General features: G+C 34.3%; 18 protein-coding genes. 1 reads left to right on the top strand and 17 read right to left on the bottom strand.

The window, feature by feature from the left end; genetic code table 11:
• Position 1 precedes the first annotated feature (1 nt).
• The 8 genes from yidA to ACMHYH_RS04290 form a co-directional block, all read right to left on the bottom strand.
• Complete coding sequence (gene yidA / locus ACMHYH_RS04325) at positions 2-811, bottom strand: sugar-phosphatase (RefSeq protein ID WP_414840123.1); 810 nt, start codon at positions 809-811, stop codon at positions 2-4.
• 22 nt (positions 812-833) lie between these two features.
• Positions 834-4,409 (bottom strand): chromosome segregation protein SMC, encoded by a 3,576-nt coding sequence (gene smc / locus ACMHYH_RS04320; protein ID WP_414840122.1) that lies wholly within the window; start codon positions 4,407-4,409, stop codon positions 834-836.
• A 73-nt stretch (positions 4,410-4,482) separates the two neighbouring features.
• Positions 4,483-5,178 carry a ribonuclease III gene (rnc, locus tag ACMHYH_RS04315; protein ID WP_414840121.1) on the bottom strand — a complete coding sequence of 232 codons (696 nt, stop codon included), beginning with the start codon at positions 5,176-5,178 and terminating at the stop codon, positions 4,483-4,485.
• 201 nt (positions 5,179-5,379) lie between these two features.
• Positions 5,380-5,622 (bottom strand): acyl carrier protein, encoded by a 243-nt coding sequence (locus ACMHYH_RS04310; protein WP_085560121.1) that lies wholly within the window; start codon positions 5,620-5,622, stop codon positions 5,380-5,382.
• 105 nt (positions 5,623-5,727) lie between these two features.
• Positions 5,728-6,738, bottom strand: coding sequence for a phosphate acyltransferase PlsX (plsX, locus tag ACMHYH_RS04305; protein ID WP_414840120.1), 1,011 nt, complete (start codon positions 6,736-6,738; stop codon positions 5,728-5,730).
• A 97-nt stretch (positions 6,739-6,835) separates the two neighbouring features.
• Positions 6,836-8,884: an ATP-dependent DNA helicase RecG gene (recG, locus tag ACMHYH_RS04300; protein WP_414840119.1), complete on the bottom strand. Its 2,049-nt coding sequence runs from the start codon at positions 8,882-8,884 to the stop codon at positions 6,836-6,838.
• A 105-nt stretch (positions 8,885-8,989) separates the two neighbouring features.
• Complete coding sequence (locus ACMHYH_RS04295) at positions 8,990-10,666, bottom strand: DAK2 domain-containing protein (RefSeq protein WP_414840118.1); 1,677 nt, start codon at positions 10,664-10,666, stop codon at positions 8,990-8,992.
• A gap of 55 nt (positions 10,667-10,721) precedes the next feature.
• The gene (locus tag ACMHYH_RS04290) at positions 10,722-11,084 is read right to left on the bottom strand and encodes an Asp23/Gls24 family envelope stress response protein (protein WP_414840117.1); all 363 of its coding nucleotides are present in this window, start codon (positions 11,082-11,084) and stop codon (positions 10,722-10,724) included.
• A gap of 313 nt (positions 11,085-11,397) precedes the next feature.
• Here ACMHYH_RS04290 and rpmB point away from each other — a divergent pair, with 313 nt between their 5' ends.
• Positions 11,398-11,586 (top strand): 50S ribosomal protein L28, encoded by a 189-nt coding sequence (gene rpmB, locus ACMHYH_RS04285; RefSeq protein WP_034550470.1) that lies wholly within the window; start codon positions 11,398-11,400, stop codon positions 11,584-11,586.
• Positions 11,587-11,632: 46 nt separating this feature from the next.
• Here rpmB and ACMHYH_RS04280 read toward each other — a convergent pair whose 3' ends face one another.
• From ACMHYH_RS04280 to priA, 9 genes are all read right to left on the bottom strand, one after another.
• Positions 11,633-12,280 carry a thiamine diphosphokinase gene (locus tag ACMHYH_RS04280; RefSeq protein ID WP_414840116.1) on the bottom strand — a complete coding sequence of 216 codons (648 nt, stop codon included), beginning with the start codon at positions 12,278-12,280 and terminating at the stop codon, positions 11,633-11,635.
• 1 nt (position 12,281) lies between these two features.
• Positions 12,282-12,932: a ribulose-phosphate 3-epimerase gene (gene rpe / locus ACMHYH_RS04275; RefSeq protein WP_414840115.1), complete on the bottom strand. Its 651-nt coding sequence runs from the start codon at positions 12,930-12,932 to the stop codon at positions 12,282-12,284.
• An 8-nt stretch (positions 12,933-12,940) separates the two neighbouring features.
• Positions 12,941-13,840: a ribosome small subunit-dependent GTPase A gene (gene rsgA, locus ACMHYH_RS04270; RefSeq protein ID WP_414840114.1), complete on the bottom strand. Its 900-nt coding sequence runs from the start codon at positions 13,838-13,840 to the stop codon at positions 12,941-12,943.
• 137 nt (positions 13,841-13,977) lie between these two features.
• Complete coding sequence (gene pknB / locus ACMHYH_RS04265) at positions 13,978-15,969, bottom strand: Stk1 family PASTA domain-containing Ser/Thr kinase (protein ID WP_414840113.1); 1,992 nt, start codon at positions 15,967-15,969, stop codon at positions 13,978-13,980.
• Complete coding sequence (locus ACMHYH_RS04260) at positions 15,960-16,721, bottom strand: Stp1/IreP family PP2C-type Ser/Thr phosphatase (protein ID WP_414840112.1); 762 nt, start codon at positions 16,719-16,721, stop codon at positions 15,960-15,962. The genes pknB and ACMHYH_RS04260 overlap by 10 nt, the downstream gene beginning before the upstream one ends.
• 39 nt (positions 16,722-16,760) lie before the next feature.
• Positions 16,761-18,152, bottom strand: a complete 1,392-nt coding sequence (rsmB, locus tag ACMHYH_RS04255; RefSeq protein WP_414840111.1) for a 16S rRNA (cytosine(967)-C(5))-methyltransferase RsmB — start codon at positions 18,150-18,152, stop codon at positions 16,761-16,763.
• Entirely contained in the window at positions 18,142-19,095 is a 954-nt protein-coding gene (gene fmt / locus ACMHYH_RS04250; RefSeq protein WP_414840110.1) for a methionyl-tRNA formyltransferase, read from the bottom strand. The genes rsmB and fmt overlap by 11 nt, the downstream gene beginning before the upstream one ends.
• The gene (gene def, locus ACMHYH_RS04245) at positions 19,092-19,586 is read right to left on the bottom strand and encodes a peptide deformylase (protein ID WP_414840109.1); all 495 of its coding nucleotides are present in this window, start codon (positions 19,584-19,586) and stop codon (positions 19,092-19,094) included. The genes fmt and def overlap by 4 nt, the downstream gene beginning before the upstream one ends.
• 21 nt (positions 19,587-19,607) lie before the next feature.
• Positions 19,608-22,022 (bottom strand): primosomal protein N', encoded by a 2,415-nt coding sequence (gene priA, locus ACMHYH_RS04240; protein WP_414840108.1) that lies wholly within the window; start codon positions 22,020-22,022, stop codon positions 19,608-19,610.
• Between the last annotated feature and the right edge of the window lie 8 nt (positions 22,023-22,030).

The raw sequence follows: 22,030 nt of genomic DNA, 5'->3' as shown, positions 1-22,030 counted from the left end.
TTTATTGAAGAGCGAATTTTTGAATAGCATGTGCAACACCATGATCATTATTATTTTTAGTTACAAATTGAGCGATTTGTTTTATTTCAAGAGTAGCATTTTCCATAGCGACCCCTGTCCCAGCAAACTCAATCATTGCAAAGTCATTCGCTTCATCACCTATGGCCATTACTTCATGAGAATCGATTCCTAAAAGATCACAAAGTACAGAAATCCCTTTACCTTTATCTACCTCTTTGTTCATTAGCTCAAGTAAAATTGGTCTAGATTTCATTAAGGTAAATCTTTCAAAAAATTCTGAAGGTATTTTCGCAATAGCTTCGTCTAACCTTTCTTCCTCATAACAAAAAACAACTTTATTTATCACTGTATCTTCATACAATTCTTCAGGTGCAATAGAAACAAAGGGTAAAGCGTTCATTACTGTTGGATACAGCGACTCTCTTCCAACTGGATAAGGAGGCTCATATACTCTTTCTAAATCTATAAAATTACAAGGCATATTGATGTCTTGACTTAATTTATATAATTCTTGAACCTCTTTTTTTGACAATGTTTTTTGAGATAAAATTTCTCCTGTATCCGTTTTTTGAACTAAACCACCATTATAAGTAATGCCATAATCTCCTGGTTCTCTCAAATTTAACTCTTCCAAGTAATGGACCATTCCTAGTAGTGGTCTCCCAGTACACAAAACAACTTTTATCCCCTGTTTTTTAGCTTCGTAAATAGCTTGCTTATTTTCTTCAGATATTAGTCGATCTTTCGTTAACAATGTGCCGTCTAAGTCTATTGCAATTAATTTAATCATTCAAGCTCCAACTCCTTTAACTTTAGTTCACCACATTCATACTTTCTCGTTCAGTCTCTTCTAATCGAACAGAGACAATCTTAGATACGCCAGATTCTTGCATCGTAACACCATACAAAACATCCGCCTCTTCCATTGTACCTTTGCGATGAGTAATAACAATAAATTGCGTATCTCTATCAAATTCTTTTAAATATCGACCAAAGCGGACGACATTTGCTTCATCTAACGCCGCTTCAACTTCATCTAAAATACAAAACGGCACAGGTCTAACTTGAATAATGGCAAATAATAATGCGATTGCAGTAAAAGCTCTTTCGCCACCAGATAGTAAACTTAGCTGTTGCAATTTTTTACCTGGTGGTTGAACGATAATTTCAATTCCAGTAGTTAGTACATTCTCAGGATCTGTCAAGCGTAGTTCAGCCGTCCCACCACCAAACATTTGTGGAAAGACTTTGCTGAAACGAAAACGAATAGCATTAAACGTCTCTGTGAATCGAAGAATCACTTCTTCATCCATTTCATTCATCGTTTCATACAAACTTTCCTTCGCTTCTAATAAATCATCGCGTTGCTCTATTAAAAAAGTATAACGACTGTGAATGCGCTCAAATTCTTCAATCGCACCTAAGTTAACATGACCTAGTTCTTGAATACTTAATTTGAGTAATCTGACTTTTTGTGTTGCTTCTTCTATCTTCATTACTAGTGTATGTTGCTGTTTAGCACTTTCAAAAGTTAGGTTGTATTCTTCATTTAAATAAACTAATCGATTATCCATCCTGACGTCATTTCTGTTCAACGAAACTTCCACTTTTGTTTTTTGCTCAACAACATATAGCTGTTGATTATTTTTTAAAACAACGGTTTGTTCTATTTGGCTTAACTGCTCCTGAAGCAAAAGAAGTTTTTCTTTGTGGAGAATTAAAGAATCTTCTACTTGTTCTTTTTCTTTTTTTAATTTAAAAGATTTAGCTATTAAATCGACTTCAGAGATTTTTTGATCGCCATTTGATTGAGAAATTTCTTGGATAAATGATGTCAACTTATCTACTTCTTTTTGTTCTATCTCTAATTGATTCTCAATTCTATTGTATTCATTTTCCAGACTTGTTAGCTGTTCTTTAATAGTTGCAGACGAAGTCATTAGTTCTTGAATCGTTTGAAGAATAGTAGCTTGTAACTCTTCTCTTTCTTCATCTTGAGAAGAAACCATTTCAATTTGGCGTTTAGTTTGATCCATTTTATCCTTTAGTATGACTAATTCTTCTGTTATAGCCTTTAGACGCTCTGTATAAGTACTTTCTTCTTGTCTTTCTTCTTGTTCTTCAAATTGATTTCCCTTTAATTCTCTTACTAAACGATCACATTTTTCAAGAATAATAGTGTGTGTATTTTTTAATTCTTGATCCTTTAGTCGTTGTTGTTCGCCTAGCTCTCTCACTTTTTCTAATTTTCCTTCTTCTTTTATCACTGTTTGTTTAAGCTGTCGGACCTCTGCTTCTTTAGTCAATAACTTGTTTTCCATTTGGTCAATTTGCTTACTCAACGTAGCCAGTTCATTTTTACGAGAAAACAGGCTGCTTTGATTCCCTTTTTTGCTTGCCCCACCAGTCATAGAACCACCAGCATTCATAACATCTCCTTCAAGCGTTACAACCCGGTAGCCAAATTGAATCATTTTTGCAATACTATTGGCGGACTCCAAATCTTTAGCTACTATAGTCGTACCTAATAAATTTTGAATAATTGATGTGATTTCTTTAGGATACTCAACTATTTCAGAGGCTATCCCTATAAAACCTGTACTATTTCTAACCTTATTTTCAATAGAAAGCGGTAATTGACGTGGTTTTATAGTTGTCAAAGGCAAAAATGTTGCTCGACCAGAACGTTTTTGTTTCAAAAAATTAATAGAGTTACGCGCACTTATTTCATCTTGAACAACAATATTTTGCGAAGCAGCTCCTAATGCAATATCAATAGCTATTTCACTTTCTTTAGGAACACTAATTAACTCAGCAACAGCTCCAACTACTCCACCAATCTTCACCTTATGTTTCAGTATCTCTTTTACACCTTGATAAAATCCAGTATAATCATCTGTTAGTTCTTGTAAACTTTCTTTTTTTGCTTTAGCTTGTTGAACTACTCGTAATGCATCAAACATTCTTTTATTTTCATTTTCCAGATGGACGCGTTTATCTTGAACGATTACTTGTTGTTCTTGATAATGTAGAATCTTTTCTGCAATTTCTTGCTCGTTTGCCTTCATATCTACTATTATTTTTGTTCGTTTTAATTCAGATTGCTCTTTTTCTAATTCTAAAGCAGCTATTCTAGCGGTAGATTTCAGTTTTTTTTGAGAGACTTGATTGAGGCTTTTTTCTAGATAGTTTTGTTCGTTTCGTAAACTTGTTTGTTCTTGCATCAAGTCGATATAATTGCCACGAAGTTGTTCGCTGATTTCTTTACTATCAGAAGCTAGCAGTTGTTGTTCTTTTTGAGCTTTCTTCAATTGAGAATGACCTGTTTTTTGGTCTTCACTTTTTTTTGTCATTCGCTTAGTCACTTGTTTTAATTCTTCAGATAATTTTCCGACTTTTTCTTTAGCTACTTGCTTTTGTTGTTCATATTGTTGTCGACTTTGCTTAGTATGCTTAGATCTTTCGTTTAAGACTTGTTTTTTTCCTTCTAATTGTTCATAGTATTGTAAGACTTTCATTAAAGAATTTTGTTCACTATCTATTATTTCAGATAACTTATTTTTTTCATTTTTTACTTCTAGTAGTTCTTTCTCTAGTTGCGTACTTGTCTTTTGCATTTTTTTCAGCTGTTGATTGAAAGAGTCGAGTTCTTGATTTTGACTATCTGCTTGATTCTTTAACTGTTCTATTTCTACGACTGTTAGCGCAATCTCTACATCGCTTAACTGCTCTTTTTGCATTAAATAATCTTTTGCAATACTACTTTGCATTTTTAATGGTTCAATTTGACTATCTAATTCGTATACAATATCTTGAACACGACTTAAATTATCTTCTGTTTCTACTAATTTTTGTTCAGCTTTTTTCTTACGAGTTTTATATTTAAAGACGCCCGCTGCTTCTTCAAAAATAGAGCGACGATCTTCAGGTTTACTATTAAAAATAGTTTCTACCTTTCCTTGCGAAATAATCGAAAAAGATTCTTTCCCTAGACCAGAGTCCATAAATAACTCTACAATATCTTTTAACCTGCATGCTTGTTTATTAAGAAAAAACTCACTATCTCCACTGCGATGCAACCGTCTTGTAATATTTATTTCTGAAAAATCCAAAGGTAAAAAATGATCTTCATTTTCTAAAACTAAGGTTACTTCTGCAAAATTTAATGGTTTACGCAAATCTGTTCCAGCAAAAATGATGTCATTCATCTTTCCTCCACGTAAATTTTTTGCAGATTGTTCTCCTAAAACCCAGCGAATAGCTTCAGTAATATTGCTCTTGCCACTACCGTTTGGTCCAACTACTGCTGTAACACCTTCGTGAAAGTCAATAATTGTTTTCTCCGCAAATGATTTAAATCCAGTAATTTCAATTCGTTTTAACTGCAAATGAACTTTCTCCTTTCTCAATAAATACATGAATTAAGGATAAGCTAAACATTCTAGCTTATCCTTAATTCTATTATTGGCCTTGTAAATTCAACAAAGCATTTTCTGCAGCAACTTGCTCAGCTGCTTTTTTTGTTCGTCCTTGCCCTTGTCCTAATAGTTGTCCTTCTGCACTGACTTCGACAACAAAAGCTTTCTGATGAGCTGGTCCAATTTCTTCGACTAGTCGATAATCAATTGTTATTTCACCTTTTTTCTGCAAATATTCTTGCAGATTTGTTTTGTGATCCATCACATGTGAGAAAGCACCGGATTGTATTTTAGGAAACATTGTTTGGTTTAAAAACTCCAATACTTTAGTAATTCCCTGATCCAAATATAAAGCACCAATAAAAGATTCAAATAAATCACAAAGAAGGGCTGGTCTTTTTCTACCATCCATTCGCTCTTCGCCTTTGCCTAAACGGATGTAACGATCAAAGCCGCAATCTTTAGCAAATAAGCTTAGACTTGCTTCACAGACGATTCTTGCTCTTAGTTTTGTTAAATGTCCTTCTGGCAGTGTAGGATAATGCTCAAAGAGATACCTTGAAATAATCAATTCTAATACAGCATCGCCCAAAAATTCAATTCGTTCATTATCTTTTATGTTTTGGTTCCTGTGCTCATTCACATATGATGAATGCGTAAATGCCTCTTCTAGATAAGCAGTATTATTAAATGTGATGTTAAAATTATCTTTAAGCTCTTTTAAAAATAGTTCATTCATCTTTTTTCTCCTCTCAAACAAACTTGCGAAACTATTACTAGTATACTGCTTTTTCAACTAAAAATAAATAGTTTCATTTTCTATCCACGAACGTCTATCTTACTATACTTCTTGCTTAACTTAAATAAAATCAAGCGTTTATACTAAAAAAGCCCCTTGATAAAAGAAATTTTTCTTTATCAAAGGTCTTATAGGTTACTATTAATTTAGATTTGCATTGATATAACTTACTGCATCTCCAACAGAAGAGATGTTTTCTGCATCATCATCAGAAATTTCTGTTCCAAAAACATCTTCTAATTCCATTACTAATTCTACAATATCAAGTGAGTCTGCTCCTAAATCATCTTTAAATGTCATCTCAAGAGTAACTTTTTCTTCATCAATACCAAATCGTTCAACAATTATTTTTTTTATTTTTTCAAACGTTTCATTCTTTGACAATCCTTACACCCCCGTTTGGTTTTTCTATCCTACTTTTTTACGTATCAGACATGTTTATTTTACAGATAGTTAAAGGTAAAGTCTAGCTTTTTTGTATTTTACTCTTTAAACCTCTTCAACTTGTTTCGCTTCAAAATGAGTGACTAAATCATCAATAACTTTTGAAGCTAACATCTCGTGAATTTGTTTAATCGTAAAGTAAACCGCTTCTTTTTCGGTTGAACCATGTGTTTTAACAACAGGTGCCTTAATTCCAAATAGTACCGATCCTCCATATTTAGAATAATCTAATACATCTTTCATTTCAGATAAACTATCTTTTAATAATAAACCACCTAATTTAGCTTTAGTGCCGTTATCGTAAATAGCTGATTTTAATAGTTGCATCATTGACATTGCAGTACCTTCAATCGTTTTCAAAACAGCATTTCCAGTAAAACCATCGGTCACAACCACATCAGCAACACCACTTAGGATATCTCTTGCTTCTACGTTTCCTATAAAATGAATCATCGGCTCATCTTTTAAAAGTTGATAAGCACGTTTAGTAAGATCATTTCCTTTATTTTCTTCTGTCCCATTGTTTAGTAAACCAACAGTTGGTTTTTTTATTCCTTGAACCAACTTAGCATACTCACTACCTAGAATAGCATACTGATGGATATTTTCGGGTTTAGAGTCTGCATTCGCACCGACGTCCATTAAATTGAACCCTTTTTCTGAATTCGTAATGACTGGTAGAGTAACTAGTAAACCTGGACGATCAATTCCTTTAATGCGTCCAATGATTAACAATCCAGCCGTTAGCAGGGCACCTGTATTTCCAGCTGAAAAAAGTGCATCTGCTTCTTTATTTTTTACAGCTTGCGCTGCTAAAACCATTGAAGCATTTTTTTTACGACGAATAGATCGGATAGGATCGTCTTCACTCTCTATTTTTTCATCTGTATGAACAATTCTGATATTGGGTTCATTTGATAAATAAGGTTTGATTGCCTCTTCTTTTCCATATAAAATGAATTCCATATCTTTAAATTCATTCGCTGCAAGCACAACACCTTCGACTATTGCTTTAGGCGCGTTATCTCCACCCATTGCATCTACTGCAATTTTCACACTTTATTCCTCCTTATTTATCCTTAAAACGATTCTTTTACAGATTCCATGATTCTTCCTTCATTTTAGTATGAACGAATGATTTTAACAATGTTTTTTAGTTGAAATTTTGCTCAGATAGATTTTCTAAACCAAGTGATTTTCGTAGCTGTAAATACTTTGAATCAATCATAAATTTAGGATCACTAACTAGTTTTGACGCTTCTTGTCTAGCGGCTTCTAGAGCTCCAAAATCGCCAATAATATCGCCTACTTTAAAATTAGGCAAACCAGATTGTTTTGATCCAAATAAATCACCAGCGCCTCTTAACTCCAAGTCCTTTTCACTTAAAACAAATCCATCCAGTGTTTCAGTCATTATCTTCATTCGCTCAATACCGGTTTCACTTTTAGGATTAGCTACTAAAATACAATAAGATTCCTTGTGCCCACGCCCTACCCGGCCTCTTAACTGATGTAGTTGGGATAGCCCGAAACGATCTGCATCATAGATAACCATTGTCGTCGCATTTGGTACGTTAACCCCCACCTCAATAACGGTTGTTGAAACAAGAACAGCCAATTTATTTTCTTTAAATTGATGCATCACTTGTTCTTTTTCTGCTGATTTCATTTTACCGTGTAATAGTCCGACTTGATAACGTGTTGCATAATAAGCAGATAATTTCTCGTAAATATCTGTTGCATTCTTTACGTCTAACGTTTCAGACTCCTCTATCAGAGGGCAAATGACATAAGCTTGGGAACCTAATCTTAATTGGCGCTCGATGAATTCTAATGTCAACTCAAAATTTTTAGGCCTAGTCCAGGTTGTCTCTATTGGAATTCGTCCAGCTGGTAACTCATCGATAATAGAGACATCCATTTCTCCATACGTTGTAATCGCTAATGTTCTTGGGATGGGAGTTGCCGTCATAAATAAAACATCTGGTTCCTTACCTTTATCTCGCAATATTTTCCTTTGATTTACTCCAAAACGGTGTTGTTCATCTGTTATAACTAAACCTAATCGAGAAAAATAAACATCTTTTTGGATTAATGCGTGAGTCCCAATGATAATATCTAATTGTCCATTTTCTAACTCTTCTAAAATAATCCGACGATCTTTTGCTTTTGTTGAACCTGTTAAAAGCGCAATTCGAACTTCTGAAGGATCAAATAGCTGACTTAGACTTTCCATATGCTGTTCTGCAAGTATTTCAGTAGGAACCATTAATGCAGATTGATACTTTGCAGTTGCAGTTGCAAATAAAGCGATCGCTGCAACAATTGTTTTCCCACTTCCAACATCTCCTTGCAATAACCTATGCATATGCATTGGTTCTTTTAAATCCGTACAGATTTCGTTCACGACTCTTTTTTGAGCCGTTGTCAGTTCAAAAGGTAAAGAAGCGATGAAACGTCTTAAATCCTTAATATCATACTTTATTTGTAATCCATAACCAGCTGCTTTTTGCTTTTTTCTTAAACTTTGAAGTTTTAATTGATACAATAAAAACTCTTCAAAGATAACTTCTCTTCTAGCTTGTTTTGATTGCTCTTGTGAAGTAGGAAAATGCATACCATACACTGCTTCATTATGAGTGATCAGTCGATACTTTTCTTTTAAATTATCAGGCACATTTTCTGGAATCAATTCATGATAGTCTTGATAAGCTTTTTTTACTAATTCAAAAATCGTTTTTTGTTTTATCCCTTTATTTGCTTTATAAATAGATTCAAAATCATTGGTTTGATCTCCTGAACTTGTTGCTAGGATCTTAATGCCCGTCAAACTTTTACGTTTAGCGTCCCACTTACCAAACACGGCTAATTCTTCGCCTGCTACAATTTTACTTTTTAAATAAGATTGATTAAAAAAAGTAATTGAAATGACTGCATGTTCGATAATCAAACGAAAAGATAAGCGATTTTTTTTTGGCCCAAAACGACTAACAACTGCTTCAGAAACGACATTTCCTTTTAATGTCACCTTTTCTTGATCCTCTATCTCTAGTAAATTCTTTTCTTGAATATCTTCGTAACGAAAAGGAAAATGAGAAAGCAAATCTAAAATCGTAAAGACGCCTAGTTGATTTAACGCTTCTTGACGCTTTTGTCCAACCGAAGGAAGGACAGATACAGAATCATAAATTGTTTTCCCCATAGTTATTGCTCTCCTTTCCGTCACCTTTTAAGGTTCTTACTTAAATTTTTAAAAATAGACAACGATAGTAAGAATAAACTACTATCGTTGTCTAGTCTATTTAATTTATTCTACCGATAATAAGTATGGATAAACAGGTTGTTGTCCTTCATGGATTTCAACTTCTACCTCTTGAAATTCTTGACTAATTTCATTAGCTATTTCATTGGCTTCTTCCATACTACCATCTTCGCCTAACAAAATAGTCACAATTTCACTTTCATCAGTAATCATCATTTTAAGCGTTTCTAGTACAGCCTCTTTACGATTTAGTTTAGAAATTTTAATTTTACCATCAATTATTCCCATAAAATCATCTTTTTTGATACTAATACCTTCTATTTCGGTATCGCGAACAGCATTAGTGATTTGACCACTGATAACATTTTCTAATTCCATGCTCATTTCTTTTTTGTTCGTTTCTAGATCATTTAACTCATTGAAGGCTAACATTGCTGTCATCCCTTGAGAAACCGTTTTACTTGGAATAACAACTACCTCTAGTTCACTAACTTCTGCAGCTTGATCGGCAGCCATAAATATATTTTTATTATTTGGTAAAATAATAACTTTTTCAGCATTGATTGCATCAATTGCTTTCAATATATCTTCTGTACTAGGGTTCATTGTTTGTCCCCCACTAATAACGTAATCTACGCCTAAACTTTTAAAGAGGTTTTGCACTCCTTCACCAGCAGCAACAGCTATTACACCATAAGGCGTTTTTTTACTAGATACTTTGGAAGCAGTTGGTTTTTCATTATCTAAAATTGTTTCATGCTGCTCACGCATGTTATCTACCTTGATTTTTACAAGTGATCCAAATTCTTGACCATAGTTCATCACTTCACCGGGATGTTCTGTATGGACATGAACTTTAACAATTTCATCATCTGATACAACTAAGAGAGAATCACCAATTTCATTTAGATGATTACGAAACGTATCGTAGTCAAATTCTTGTTTAACTGTCTCGCCATCACCAATTTTGACCATAATTTCAGTACAATAACCAAACTTGATATCTTCCGTAGCAATATGATTTGAAACACTGCGATGGTGTTCTGCATTTACCATATCATTCATCTGTTCTGGAGAAGGTTGGTACTCTTCATCTTCATTAACTTTACCTGATAATACTTCTAAAAATCCTTCATAGATAAATAAAAGACCCTGTCCTCCACTATCTACTACACCGACTTCTTTTAAAACAGGCAGCAAATCAGGTGTTCTTGCTAAAGACTTTTTCGCTTCCCGAACAACAGATTCCATCACTACGACAATGTCATCAGTGGATTTAGCTTGTAGTTCACCAGCTTTTGCTGATTCACGTGCTACAGTTAAAATAGTTCCTTCAACTGGTTTCATGACTGCGTTATACGCTGTTTGGACACCATTCATAAAAGCTCCAGCAAAATCTTTTGCTGTTATGACTTCTTTTTTTTCAATCGCTTTACCAAAACCTCTAAATAATTGGGATAAAATAACTCCTGAATTTCCGCGTGCTCCCATCAATAAACCTTTTGACAAAGCTGCCGCTAGTTCATTCATGTTATCTGACTCACAATTCTCAATTGCTTTTACTCCACTTGCCAATGACAAGTTCATATTCGTACCAGTATCTCCATCTGGAACTGGAAAAACATTTAATGAGTTAACATATTCAGCATTCTTATCTAAACGTTTGGCTCCAACTGAAACCATATTGCGGAACTGTTTGCCTTCTAACGTTGTAACATTCACCACTATATCCTCCTTCATCACTTTCAATCAAAGTGACTACAACAAATTCTTTTTTTTAATCTTTTAAGACACGAACACCTTGTACGTAAACATTTACTGCTCTGGCAGAGATGTCTAACATTGTTTCTAAATCATACTTAACTTTTTCTTGTACATTTCGACTTACTTCAGAAATTTTAGTCCCATAACTAACGATGATGTAAACATCCACTATAACGCCGTTATCTTCTTGACGTACAATGACACCACGCGAATAATTTTCTTTATTAAGAATATCATTTAAATTATCACGAATTTGATTTTTACTTGCCATACCAACGATCCCAAAAATTTCAGTCGCTGCTCCTCCGACTACTGTGGAAATTACTTCGTTTGAAATATCAATAACACCAAATTGCGTTTTTATTTTAACTGCCATGGTAAAAATCCTCCTTTTTGCTAGTTAGCCATGAATTACTACTCTACATTTTATCATAGCTGGTCGGATATTAAAAGGTCTAAGGTAAAAACTCGCTGTTCTCTAATAGTAATCAGTCTTTTTATTTATCAAATCATTTTCCAAACAATTATTCCATAATAACCTACTCACTACTTTCTTTGATTTTAAGCTGTCAAGTAAAATTCCTTGAAAGAAAAATGTTGCATATCTTCTCTAATTATGATAAATTATGAAAGTATGAGTGTATAGATTGAAGCCTTGCTTCGAGATATCGGCAAAGGAGGAAAGAATAATGGCTAAAGTATGTGTTATTACAGGACGCAAAGCAAAAAGCGGAAACAACCGCTCTCACGCTATGAACAAGACAAAACGTACATGGGGTGCTAACTTACAAAAAGTTCGCATTTTAGTTGATGGAAAACCTAAAAAAGTTTGGGTTTCTACTCGCGCTCTTAAATCTGGTAAAATTGAACGCGTTTAAAAAGTACAAAAAATAGAGTTGGGACAATTGTCCCAACTCTATTTTTTTAATCTTTACTTTGTATAACTGCCACTAAACCTGTTTCAAAAGAAAACTGGGCATTTTTAGTTATAAACTCATTACTTGCTAAGGATTGAGGATAAGCGATATTTGCTTTAGATAACTCGTATTTCATATCTTTTAACGTCAGTTCACTAACGGCTGTTAAACAAACAAAAGCTAAATATTTTTTATCTGTTTCTTTTTGGATTTCATAAACTCCGGGTTTAAAGTACGAGACAGTATTTTTATTATCAATAATCTTTATTTTAGATAAATGAGGATAAAAAGCTGGTTGAAAAACAAGCCATAAATTATTCAATAAATGATCTAATCTTCCTCCAGTAGCACCGTATAACGTTACTTCTTCAGGAGTGAACTCCTCAAATGCTACTCTAACAGCCAACTCTGTATCTGTTGCATCTTTTTCTGCTGGAAATTGGCGCACATCTCTTATTTTATTTCTTAAATGACTTAATTCCTCAGAGGTAATAGAATCAAAATCTCCCAAAGCTAAAACAGGTTTAATACCATAGTCTAATAGTCTAATTGCTCCTCTATCCACACCAATCCAAATTACATTGTCTGGCAAACTATTTTTAATATCTGGTAGATAACTCTCTGGGCCACCTACCATTATCGCAATCTTAACCATTTCAACGCACGGCATCTTTTAAAGTCATCAATCGTTCTACTGGATTTTTAGCACCATAGATATAAGAACCAGCTACAAAAACAGTTGCACCTGCATCTTTACATATTTTAGCTGTTTCAGGTGAAATACCACCATCAACTTCGATTTCAAAATGGTAATCTTTGTCTTTTTTTAGACTGTCTAATAAGGCAATTTTAGAAACGGTCTCATTAATAAAACTCTGACCACCAAAACCAGGATTAACAGTCATAACTAAAACCATATCTACTTCACTTAAAATAGGCATAATGGATTCCACTGCTGTCCCAGGATTAATAACGACGCCTGCTTTGACACCTTGATTTTTAATCATCTGAATGGCACGATGAATATGAGACGTACTTTCTATATGGACTGTAATAATATCTGCTCCAGCTTTAGCAAAATCTTCTATATAGTTTTCAGGATTTTCAATCATTAAGTGGCAGTCTAATGGTAATTTCGTTATCGGACGAATGGCAGAAACAATGTTCGCACCAAATGTTAAATTAGGAACAAAATGCCCATCCATAACATCTACGTGTATGTAATCTGCTCCTCCCTCTTCGACTAAACGAATATCTCTTTCTAAATTAGCAAAATCTGCACTTAAAATAGACGGTGAAATTTTCATATACATCCTCACTTTTCCTTTTTATTGTATTTAGGTTTTCTATTTTCAATTTCATCAAGGTACTGTAAATAATGTTTGTAACGATAAGGCTGTATCCGGCCCTCTGAGACTTCTTTTTGAACTTGGCAGCCCGGTTCATTTCGGTGCATGCAACTTCTAAAACGACAAAGATCTTGTACTTCAACAAATTCTAAGAATAATTCAGGTAACTCTTCTGTTTCAATCTCTAAAAAGTCTATCGAACTAAAACCAGGCGTATCTGCTACTAATCCATCATATAAAGGAATCAACTCAACATGACGAGTAGTATGCTTTCCACGACCCAATGCTGAAGAAATAATGCCTGTTTTCAAGTCTAATTCTGGCGCGATTTGATTTAACAATGTTGATTTTCCAGCACCTGATTGTCCCATAAATACTGTTAATTTATTTGGGAAATACGCCACCAATTTCTCTATCGCTGCATGATTTGATTCTAATTCTGGCAGAATAACAGGATAGCCTATTTTTTCATACTGTTGTTTTATAGTCGTTATTTCTTCTATTTGTTCTTTATTCAACAAATCTATTTTTGTAATATAAATAATAGCTTGGATACCTTTGCTTTCTAACGTGACTAAAAAGCGATCAAGTAAATTAGTAGAAAAATTAGGTTCTATAGCTGACATAATGATAATTCCTAAATCCACATTCGCTACCGTAGGACGGATAAGTTCGTTTTTTCTCGATAATAATTCTTTAAGAATACCATCAGTCGTTGTGCTACTCTCAAATTCGACATAATCACCGACCATCGGTGTTAATTTGCGTTTTCTAAAGTTACCTCTACCACGAGTTTGATACGTTTCACCTTCGTGATAAACATAATAAAATCCACTCAACGCCTTTCTAATTTGTCCTTTTAGCACAGTGTACCTCCTTTATTTTTTGTATTTATTCAAGCTAATATATAAGAATGGTCTTTTTTATATTTTAACACCAAAAAACCCTAAAGACTAGTTTATGTCTTTTGGGTTTTTCTGCTTATCACTAGACTCACGCTCTTTTAGGGAGAAACTTCGTCTTCTTCGATAGTTTCTCCATCTCTGACAACTTTGTATCTGCCTTTTTTCCCATCTTGTAAAACAAATGCTAAGTTAATTTCAGTATCTTCTGAAATTTCGAATTGCTGAAAAACAGTTTCTAATTTATGTTCTTGATCTTCTATATAAATCGTAATTGAATTAGGAATGATATTTGGCTCTACGCTCTCATCATCATCTCCGGAAGAATTCCCTTCTTCTGGCTCTTTATAAGAAATACTAATTTTTTCATTAATCGTTTTTACTGGAATTTCTTTAGGCCCTTGTGAAATGACCACTGAAATATCTTTTCCTGCAAATAAAACCGTTCCTGCTGTTGGATTTTGTGAGATAACTTGTCCTTGGGCTACTTCAGCTGAGTATTCTTTTGTAATGGTTACATTTAGATCGTTATCCTTTACATAATCTCTTACACTTTTTTCAGTGTATCCACTCAAATCACGCATTTCAAAACCAGCTTGTCCAGTGCTAACGACAAAGGTAATCGTTGTATCCTCAGGAATAACTGTTTCATTTTCGTTAATATCTTGCGAGATAATTAAGCCTGCCTCTATCGTATCACTGCTTTGATCTTCACGCTTTATAGTGAAATTTTGTTCGCTTAATAGAACTTCAACTTCTTCATAAGATTTCCCCGTATAATCTAGGAATTTAAAAGTTGCTTTACCCGAGCTAATTACGATATCTACTGGTGTATTTTCTTTCACACTTAAACCCGCTTTGGGTTTAGATTTTAAAATAAGACCCTCTTCAATATCGCCGTCTGCTTCTTTTGTAATTTTTCCGATAAGTAATTTTTTTTCAGATAAAACTTTTGCTGCTTCATTTTCAGTCATAGCTATTAAATTTGGAACAACAACATCTTTGGGCGCACTATTTGCTATCACAAAGAATAGTCCAATACCCAATAAAACTAAACTTACTGCTGTCAGAAGCCATACTTTGCGTTTTTTACTTTTTTTCGCTTGTGCTTTAGTTGATTTTTCGCTATTTTTAAGCTGCTTGCTACTAGATATGTCCTCTTTTTCAATCTTTTCATCTAATTGCGAGTTTTTTATAACCACTGGTATAGGTTCTAATACTTTTGTTTTTTCCATCATACTAACTGGAGTATATTTTGCTTCGTCTCTTCGATCTACTGATAATGCAGTGACCAGATCATTTTGCATCTCGTAAACGGTTTTATATCTATCTGCTATTTCTTTGGCAGTAGCCTTTAAAACAACATTTTCTAAAGCTTGCGGAATACGTTGATCATAACTTTTAACAGAAGGAACAGTTTCTTGGAAATGCTTTAAAGCAATCGAAACAGCAGACTCACCATCAAACGGAACGTGACCTGTTAAGAGTTCATATAAAATAATTCCTAAAGAATAAATATCCGATTGGTTTGTTGCCATACCTCCCCGTGCTTGTTCAGGAGACAAATAATGGACTGAACCTAATAACGAATTAGTCTGTGTAATAGACGTTTGCGATAAAGCGACAGCTATTCCAAAATCGGTGATTTTAACTACGCCAGATTCATCAATTAAGATATTCTGAGGTTTCAAATCACGATGAATAATTCTATTGTGATGAGCAGCCGTTACTGCAGATAGAACTTGATCCATAATATTGGTAACTTTTTGATAAGGTATTGGAAAGTTAGTGTGAATATACTTTTTTAAATCCATTCCTTTAACATACTCCATAACAATGTATTGATTATCATCTTCCTCGCCAATATCATAGACACTCACAATATTAGGATGGACTAATTCAGTTGCTGCAAGAGCTTCTCGCTTGAATCTCCTAATCGTATCTTGGTCATCACGGAAATCATAACGTAAAACCTTGACCGCTACGTCTCTATCTAATATTAAATCATGAGCCAAATAAACGTGAGCCATCCCACCGCCGCCGACTGTACCAATTATTTTATAGCGACCATTTAACTTTGATCCTATTTGCATGTCCTTTTTCTCTCCTTTCCTTTATAGGTTTCTGTTAGCATGACTGTCACGTTATCGTATCCCCCGTTTGCATTTGCTAATGAGACTAAGTCTCCTACCTTATCTTCAAAACTCCTGTTAGAAACAGCTAATATTTCAGCTATTTCTTTATCATCAACCATGTTTGTTAGCCCATCAGAACAAAGTAATAATTGATCACCTTTTGAGATAGGAGCAGTAACTATATCTACTTCTACTTGTTTAGTAACTCCCAATGAGCGGGTCAAAACATTTTTTTGAGGATGATTCATAGCTTCTTTTGTTGTGATCTCGCCACTTTTTAATAATTCATTAACTAAGGAATGGTCATCTGTTACTTGTTTTAAATTCCCGTCTATAAAATGATAAGCCCGACTATCTCCAACATTCGCAACAATAAAATGATTTCCAATTAACGCTGCTGCTACAAGAGTTGTACCCATTCCTTCTAAATCAGGATACTGAGTTGATTTTTTGGCAATTCGTGTATTTTCCCTATTAATCTGTTCTTTCATCCACTCGATAATTGTATCTATCTCAGTCAAACTAGTATTTTTCCATGCATCTCCTAAATGTGAAACAGCCATTTCGCTAGCGACATCGCCAGCTTTATGACCACCCATCCCATCACACAAAACTGCCAATGGTATTCCTTGATTATTCTCAAAGTAATTAGCAAAATCTTGGTTGTTTTTTCTTTTCTTTCCAATATCACTTTGAAAAAAAATATGCATTGCTACACCTCACCAATCTTAGAAATTAGTCTGTTAACTCTATTTTTTTCTTAAACAACTAATGAAAAAGCCATCTGTTCCAAAATCTTGTGGATAAATCTGCATTAAATTGTCTTGAATCGTGCCGTTCAAAGCAGCGCTCGCAACAATCTCTGTTTTTTCAAAATTAGGATGAGAACTTAAAAAGGCTTCTACTGTACCCTGATTTTCTTCTTTAGTAATCGTACATGTACTATAGACTAATAAGCCATCTTTTTTTAATTTTGGAGCGACACTTGTTAAAATATCTAATTGAATTTTTTTTAATTGAGCAATGTCTTGAGCTTTTTTTGTGTATTTAATATCTGGCTTTCTTCTCATCAACCCTAAACCTGAACAAGGTGCATCTACTAGGATACGATCAAAACTTTCATCTTCAAAAGCCTCTTCAACTTTCCTAGCATCCATCGTTCTTCCTTCAACAACTTTATCGACACGCAATCGTTTAGCATTGTCTTCAATTAATTTTACCTTGTGTGGGTGCAAATCTAGTGCAACAACCTTACCACCCGCTTCTTGTGAAAGAAATGAAGCAATATGAGTCGTCTTCCCTCCAGGAGCAGCACAGGCATCTAATACGTGATGATGTGCTTCTATTTGCATAGCAGGAGCTACTAGCATAGATGTTTCATCTTGTATCGTTAACTGGCCTGACTGGAATAAAGGTGAGGACGCGAAATGGCCTCCTTTACTAATGACTCCTACTGGAGAAATAGGACTCTGTTCTACATGGAAACCTTCTTCTTCCATTGCCTCTAGAGCCTCTTTGACAGATAAATATTTCTCATTGATACGTGCACTAGAATGGCTAGGACTTAAAATGGATTCCCCTAATTTCCTTATTTCTTCTATCCCTATTTCAGCTATAAATTTTTCAACTAACCATTTTGGCATGCTCATTTCAATACTTAATCGCTCTACTGGATCTTTTATCTCATCAAGTGATTTAAATCCTTTACGTTCAGCACTTCTCAAAACACCATTAATAAATTTGCTAACTCCAATATGGCCTTTTTTCTTAGCTACTTCTACAGCTTCAAATAGAATGGCATGAGAAGGTATTTTATCTAAGTAAATCATTTGATAAATAGATAAACGCAATAAATTGTGAACCCAAACATCTAATTTTTGATTTTCTTTCAAAAAAGAAGTCAAATAGTAATCTAATGTTAACTTATGCTGCAGTACACCATAAACTAATTCAGTTAATAAACGAGCATCTGCTGGGGATAGATTATTTTTTTGTATCGTCTCGTTGAGGAGCAAATTAGAATAGGAATGGTCTTTTTCTGTTTTTTCTAAAATAGACATCGCCAAATAACGACTAGTCTTTTTTGTATTCCGTTTTTGTACTGTCTTATCTGTTCCTATTTTATCTTTTTTAGTTTCCATTTTCTCCTACCTTTTCTCCAATAATTACTTGGCTTCCTATTCCAGTTAAATAGGCTAGTGTTGTCATTTTACTTTTACCTGCGGGTTGAAGTTCGTTAATTTGTATTGCTGTATGATTTCCGCAAGAAATCACAAGAGCAGCTTTTTCTATTCTAATAACCATTCCAGGTTTCTCGTTTGTTTTTTCTTCTAAAACAGTTGTATCCCAAACTTTTACTCGGATGTTATCTATGATAGTATACGCAACTGGCCATGGACGCATACCTCGTACTTGGCAGTCAATTGCTTTAGCTTCTTTTGTCCAGTCAATTCTTTCTTCTTCTGGCTTAATATTAGGTGAAAAAGTAACCTTTTCTTCATCTTGTATGATTGGTTTAATTTTACCAGCTAATAAATCAGGTAGAGTATCGATCAATAGCTCTTTTCCTAACGCACTCAAGCGTTCAAAAAGAGTTCCTACATCATCACTTTCCGTGATTTCTAAAGAACGCTGAGATAACATTGCACCAGCATCCATTTTTTTCTCCATGTACATAATGGTTACCCCTGTTTCTTTTTCACCTTTTATTAAAGCATAATGGACGGGTGCGCCTCCACGGTATTTAGGTAAAAGAGAAGCATGAACATTTAGTGCACCATATTTTGGTGCGTTTAATAATTTTTGAGGCAAAAATTGCCCGAACGCTGCCGTAATAAGTAAATCTGGTTTCATCTCTATTATTTGAGTCATTTCGTCTGAACCCGTTATTTTCTCTGGCTGTAAAACGATTAAATTATGCTTAAGTGCCGCAATTTTTATTGGAGTTTGTGTCATAACCTTTTTTCTGCCAACCGGTCTATCTGGTTGCGTAACTACGGCTAGTATTTCATAGTTCTCCTCAATTAGAGCTTCTAATATTGGAACAGAAAATGCTGGTGTTCCCATAAATACTATTTTTGTCATGTTATATTCTCCTCCATATATTCTTCTAAGTCTTCTGGTTTGATTTTCTGAATAATTTTATCTGTAAATAACTTTCCATCAAGATGTTCTAACTCATGTTGAAAAACGCGTGCTAGATAATCTTCTGCTTCAACTTCATAAGCGTCGCCATCTCTATCAAAATACTGAAGAACAATCGTTTCTGCTCGTTCAACTGTACCGTAGATTTCCGGAAAACTTAGACAACCTTCAACGTCAATTGCTTTACCTGAAGACTTTATAATCTTAGGGTTAATCATTTCAAATAGACCTGTTTCTTCATCAATTTCAACTAGTGCTATTCTAAGGGATTGATTTACTTGAGGTGCCGCAATACCAATTCCATCACCATTTACCATTGTTTCATACATATCATCCATTAACTGAATGATTTCATCTGTAATATCTAGTACCTCTTTAGTCGGTGTAACTAATACCGGGTTAGGGTATTTTATTATTGGTAATAAAGCCATTTTTTTTCCCGCTTTCTTTTATTAAATAAAGTGCATCGGTTCAGAATCAATCGCGATTTGTAAACCTTTTGACATCTCTTTTTGTGACTGATTCAATAATTCTTGTAATTGCTTAAATAAAGTTGGTTCGTGTTTATACTTAATAATTGTTTGATAGTAATACCGATTATTTACTCGCGCGACTGCTTTTGGTGTAGGACCTAGCAAGATTGTTTCTGGACTTAAATTTGGCCTAATGGACTCTACAATTTCTTGCATTTTTTTTGAAGCTTGTAATTCTTCAGTATGGCTTGTCGTAATTAAGATAGTGAAATAAAATGGTGGGTAATTGCCTCTATGTCTCAAAATCATTTCTTTTTGGTAGAAAGCATCGTAATCATGTTTTTGAGCTAACTGAATAGAATAATGTTCTGGATTAAATGTTTGAACAATTACTTCTCCTGTTAACTCGGCTCTTCCTGCTCGTCCACTCACTTGAGTTAATAATTGAAAGGTCCGTTCACTTGCTCTGAAGTCCGGCAAACCTAATCCAGTGTCCGCGTTTAGTACTCCAGCTAGTGTAATATTAGGGAAATCTAATCCCTTTGCAATCATCTGAGTACCTAACAATATATCTGCTTCTTTATTCCCAAAAGCAGATAATAATTTTTCGTGGGCGCCTTTTTTTCTGGTTGTATCGACATCCATCCTAATCACTCTTGCTTCTGGTATGATATCACGGAGTTCCTCTTCTATTTTTTGTGTTCCAGTACCATAATACCGAATCTTATGTCCGTTACAACTTGGACAGATGCGAGGTATTGCTTCTTCATGTCCACAATAATGACATTTCATCAGTTTTGTATCCATATGCAAGGTTAAGGAAATATCACAATTAGGACAGGGCAAAACAAATCCGCAGTCTCTACACATAACAAAAGAAGAGTACCCACGACGATTTAATAGCAGAACAATCTGTTCTTTTTTAGCCAGTCGATCTCTTATTTTTTCTTGTAGGACAATTGAAAAATTACTACGGTTTCCCAATTTTACTTCTTCACGCATGTCAACAACTTCCACTACGGGTAAATCTTTTTTATTTACTCGTTCAGGTAATTCAAGTAAAGTATACACTTTTTTATAAGCGCGTGCGCGTGATTCTAATGATGGTGTCGCGCTACCCAGGATAACTGGACAACTATGATAATCTGCTCTCCAAATCGCTACGTCTTTAGCATGATAACGTGGATTTTCATCTTGCTTATACGTTCCTTCATGTTCTTCATCAATAATAATCACACCAATGTTCTTAACCGGAGCAAAGATAGAAGATCGTGCGCCAACAACTACTTTAGCTTCTTGCCTCTCTATTTTACGCCATTCATCGTATTTTTCACCTATTGATAAGCCGCTGTGTAAAACAGCAACTGCTTCACCAAATCGTCCTTTAAAAGAATGAACCATTTGAGGGGTTAAAGCAATTTCTGGTACAAGCATTAAGGCTGATTGACCATTTTTTAGTGTTTCCGCTATCGTTTGTAAATAAATTTCTGTTTTTCCACTTCCAGTTACACCTTTAAGTAGAAAAACTTCTTTTTCGTGCTGTTTAACCGCTTTTATAATCGGTTTTAATGCTTTTTCTTGCGTATCATTCAATACAAACGGCTCAGTCTTTTTAAATTCTTTATGCTTGAATGGATCACGATAGATTTCTTCTTCAAAAAAATAAAGCCATTTTTTATTTTCAGCTTCACGTAAGATAGCTACAGAAATCCCATATTTTTTATTCATATCAGTAGTACTAATCGATTCATTAGTCAATAATTGAAGTTGTCTCAATAATAATGACTGTTTAGGAGCTCGTTTACCTAATCCTATAATCTCTTCTTCTAATTGCTCAAAGCTTAAATCAGATTGTACCATACGTCTTTTTTTTGTTTTTGCTTGGTTTTTTACAGAGTAAGACAATTCAACCCATTCTTTTTTCTTTAACTTTAATAATTGAGGCAACAATCCACGTTCCGTCGCTTCATCCCAAGTTAATTCATTTCTGCCTTTAAATAATTCATAGAATAAATTTTCTGGTATTTCATCTATTATTTTTATTTTTTTTTCATATTTTGCGCGCAACATAGCCGGCAACATGGTTTGATAACAAGTAATTTGAAAAGAAAAAGTCCATCTTGCCATTTCACGTCCTAATAACAGCAATTCTTCATCTAAAACAGCTGTTAAATCCATTAAATTAGCTATAGCTTTTAACTCTCCCTCAAAATTACTTGCTTGAGTAATTTCAACAACAAATCCTTGAACTTTTCTAGTTCCTTGTCCAAAAGGAACTTCTACCCGCATTCCAGGCATTATTTGTTCATCAAATTCAGCTGGAATCAAATAATCGTAGGGTTTATTTGTTTGCATCGTTGGGACATCTACAATAACCTTAGCAATTGAAACCACTCTTTACC

Source organism: Carnobacterium sp. TMP28 (assembly GCF_047553015.1).
GTDB lineage: Bacteria > Bacillota > Bacilli > Lactobacillales > Carnobacteriaceae > Carnobacterium_A.
Note: the sequence above shows the minus strand (reverse complement) of the source record. Positions and strands in the feature narration are given on the sequence as shown.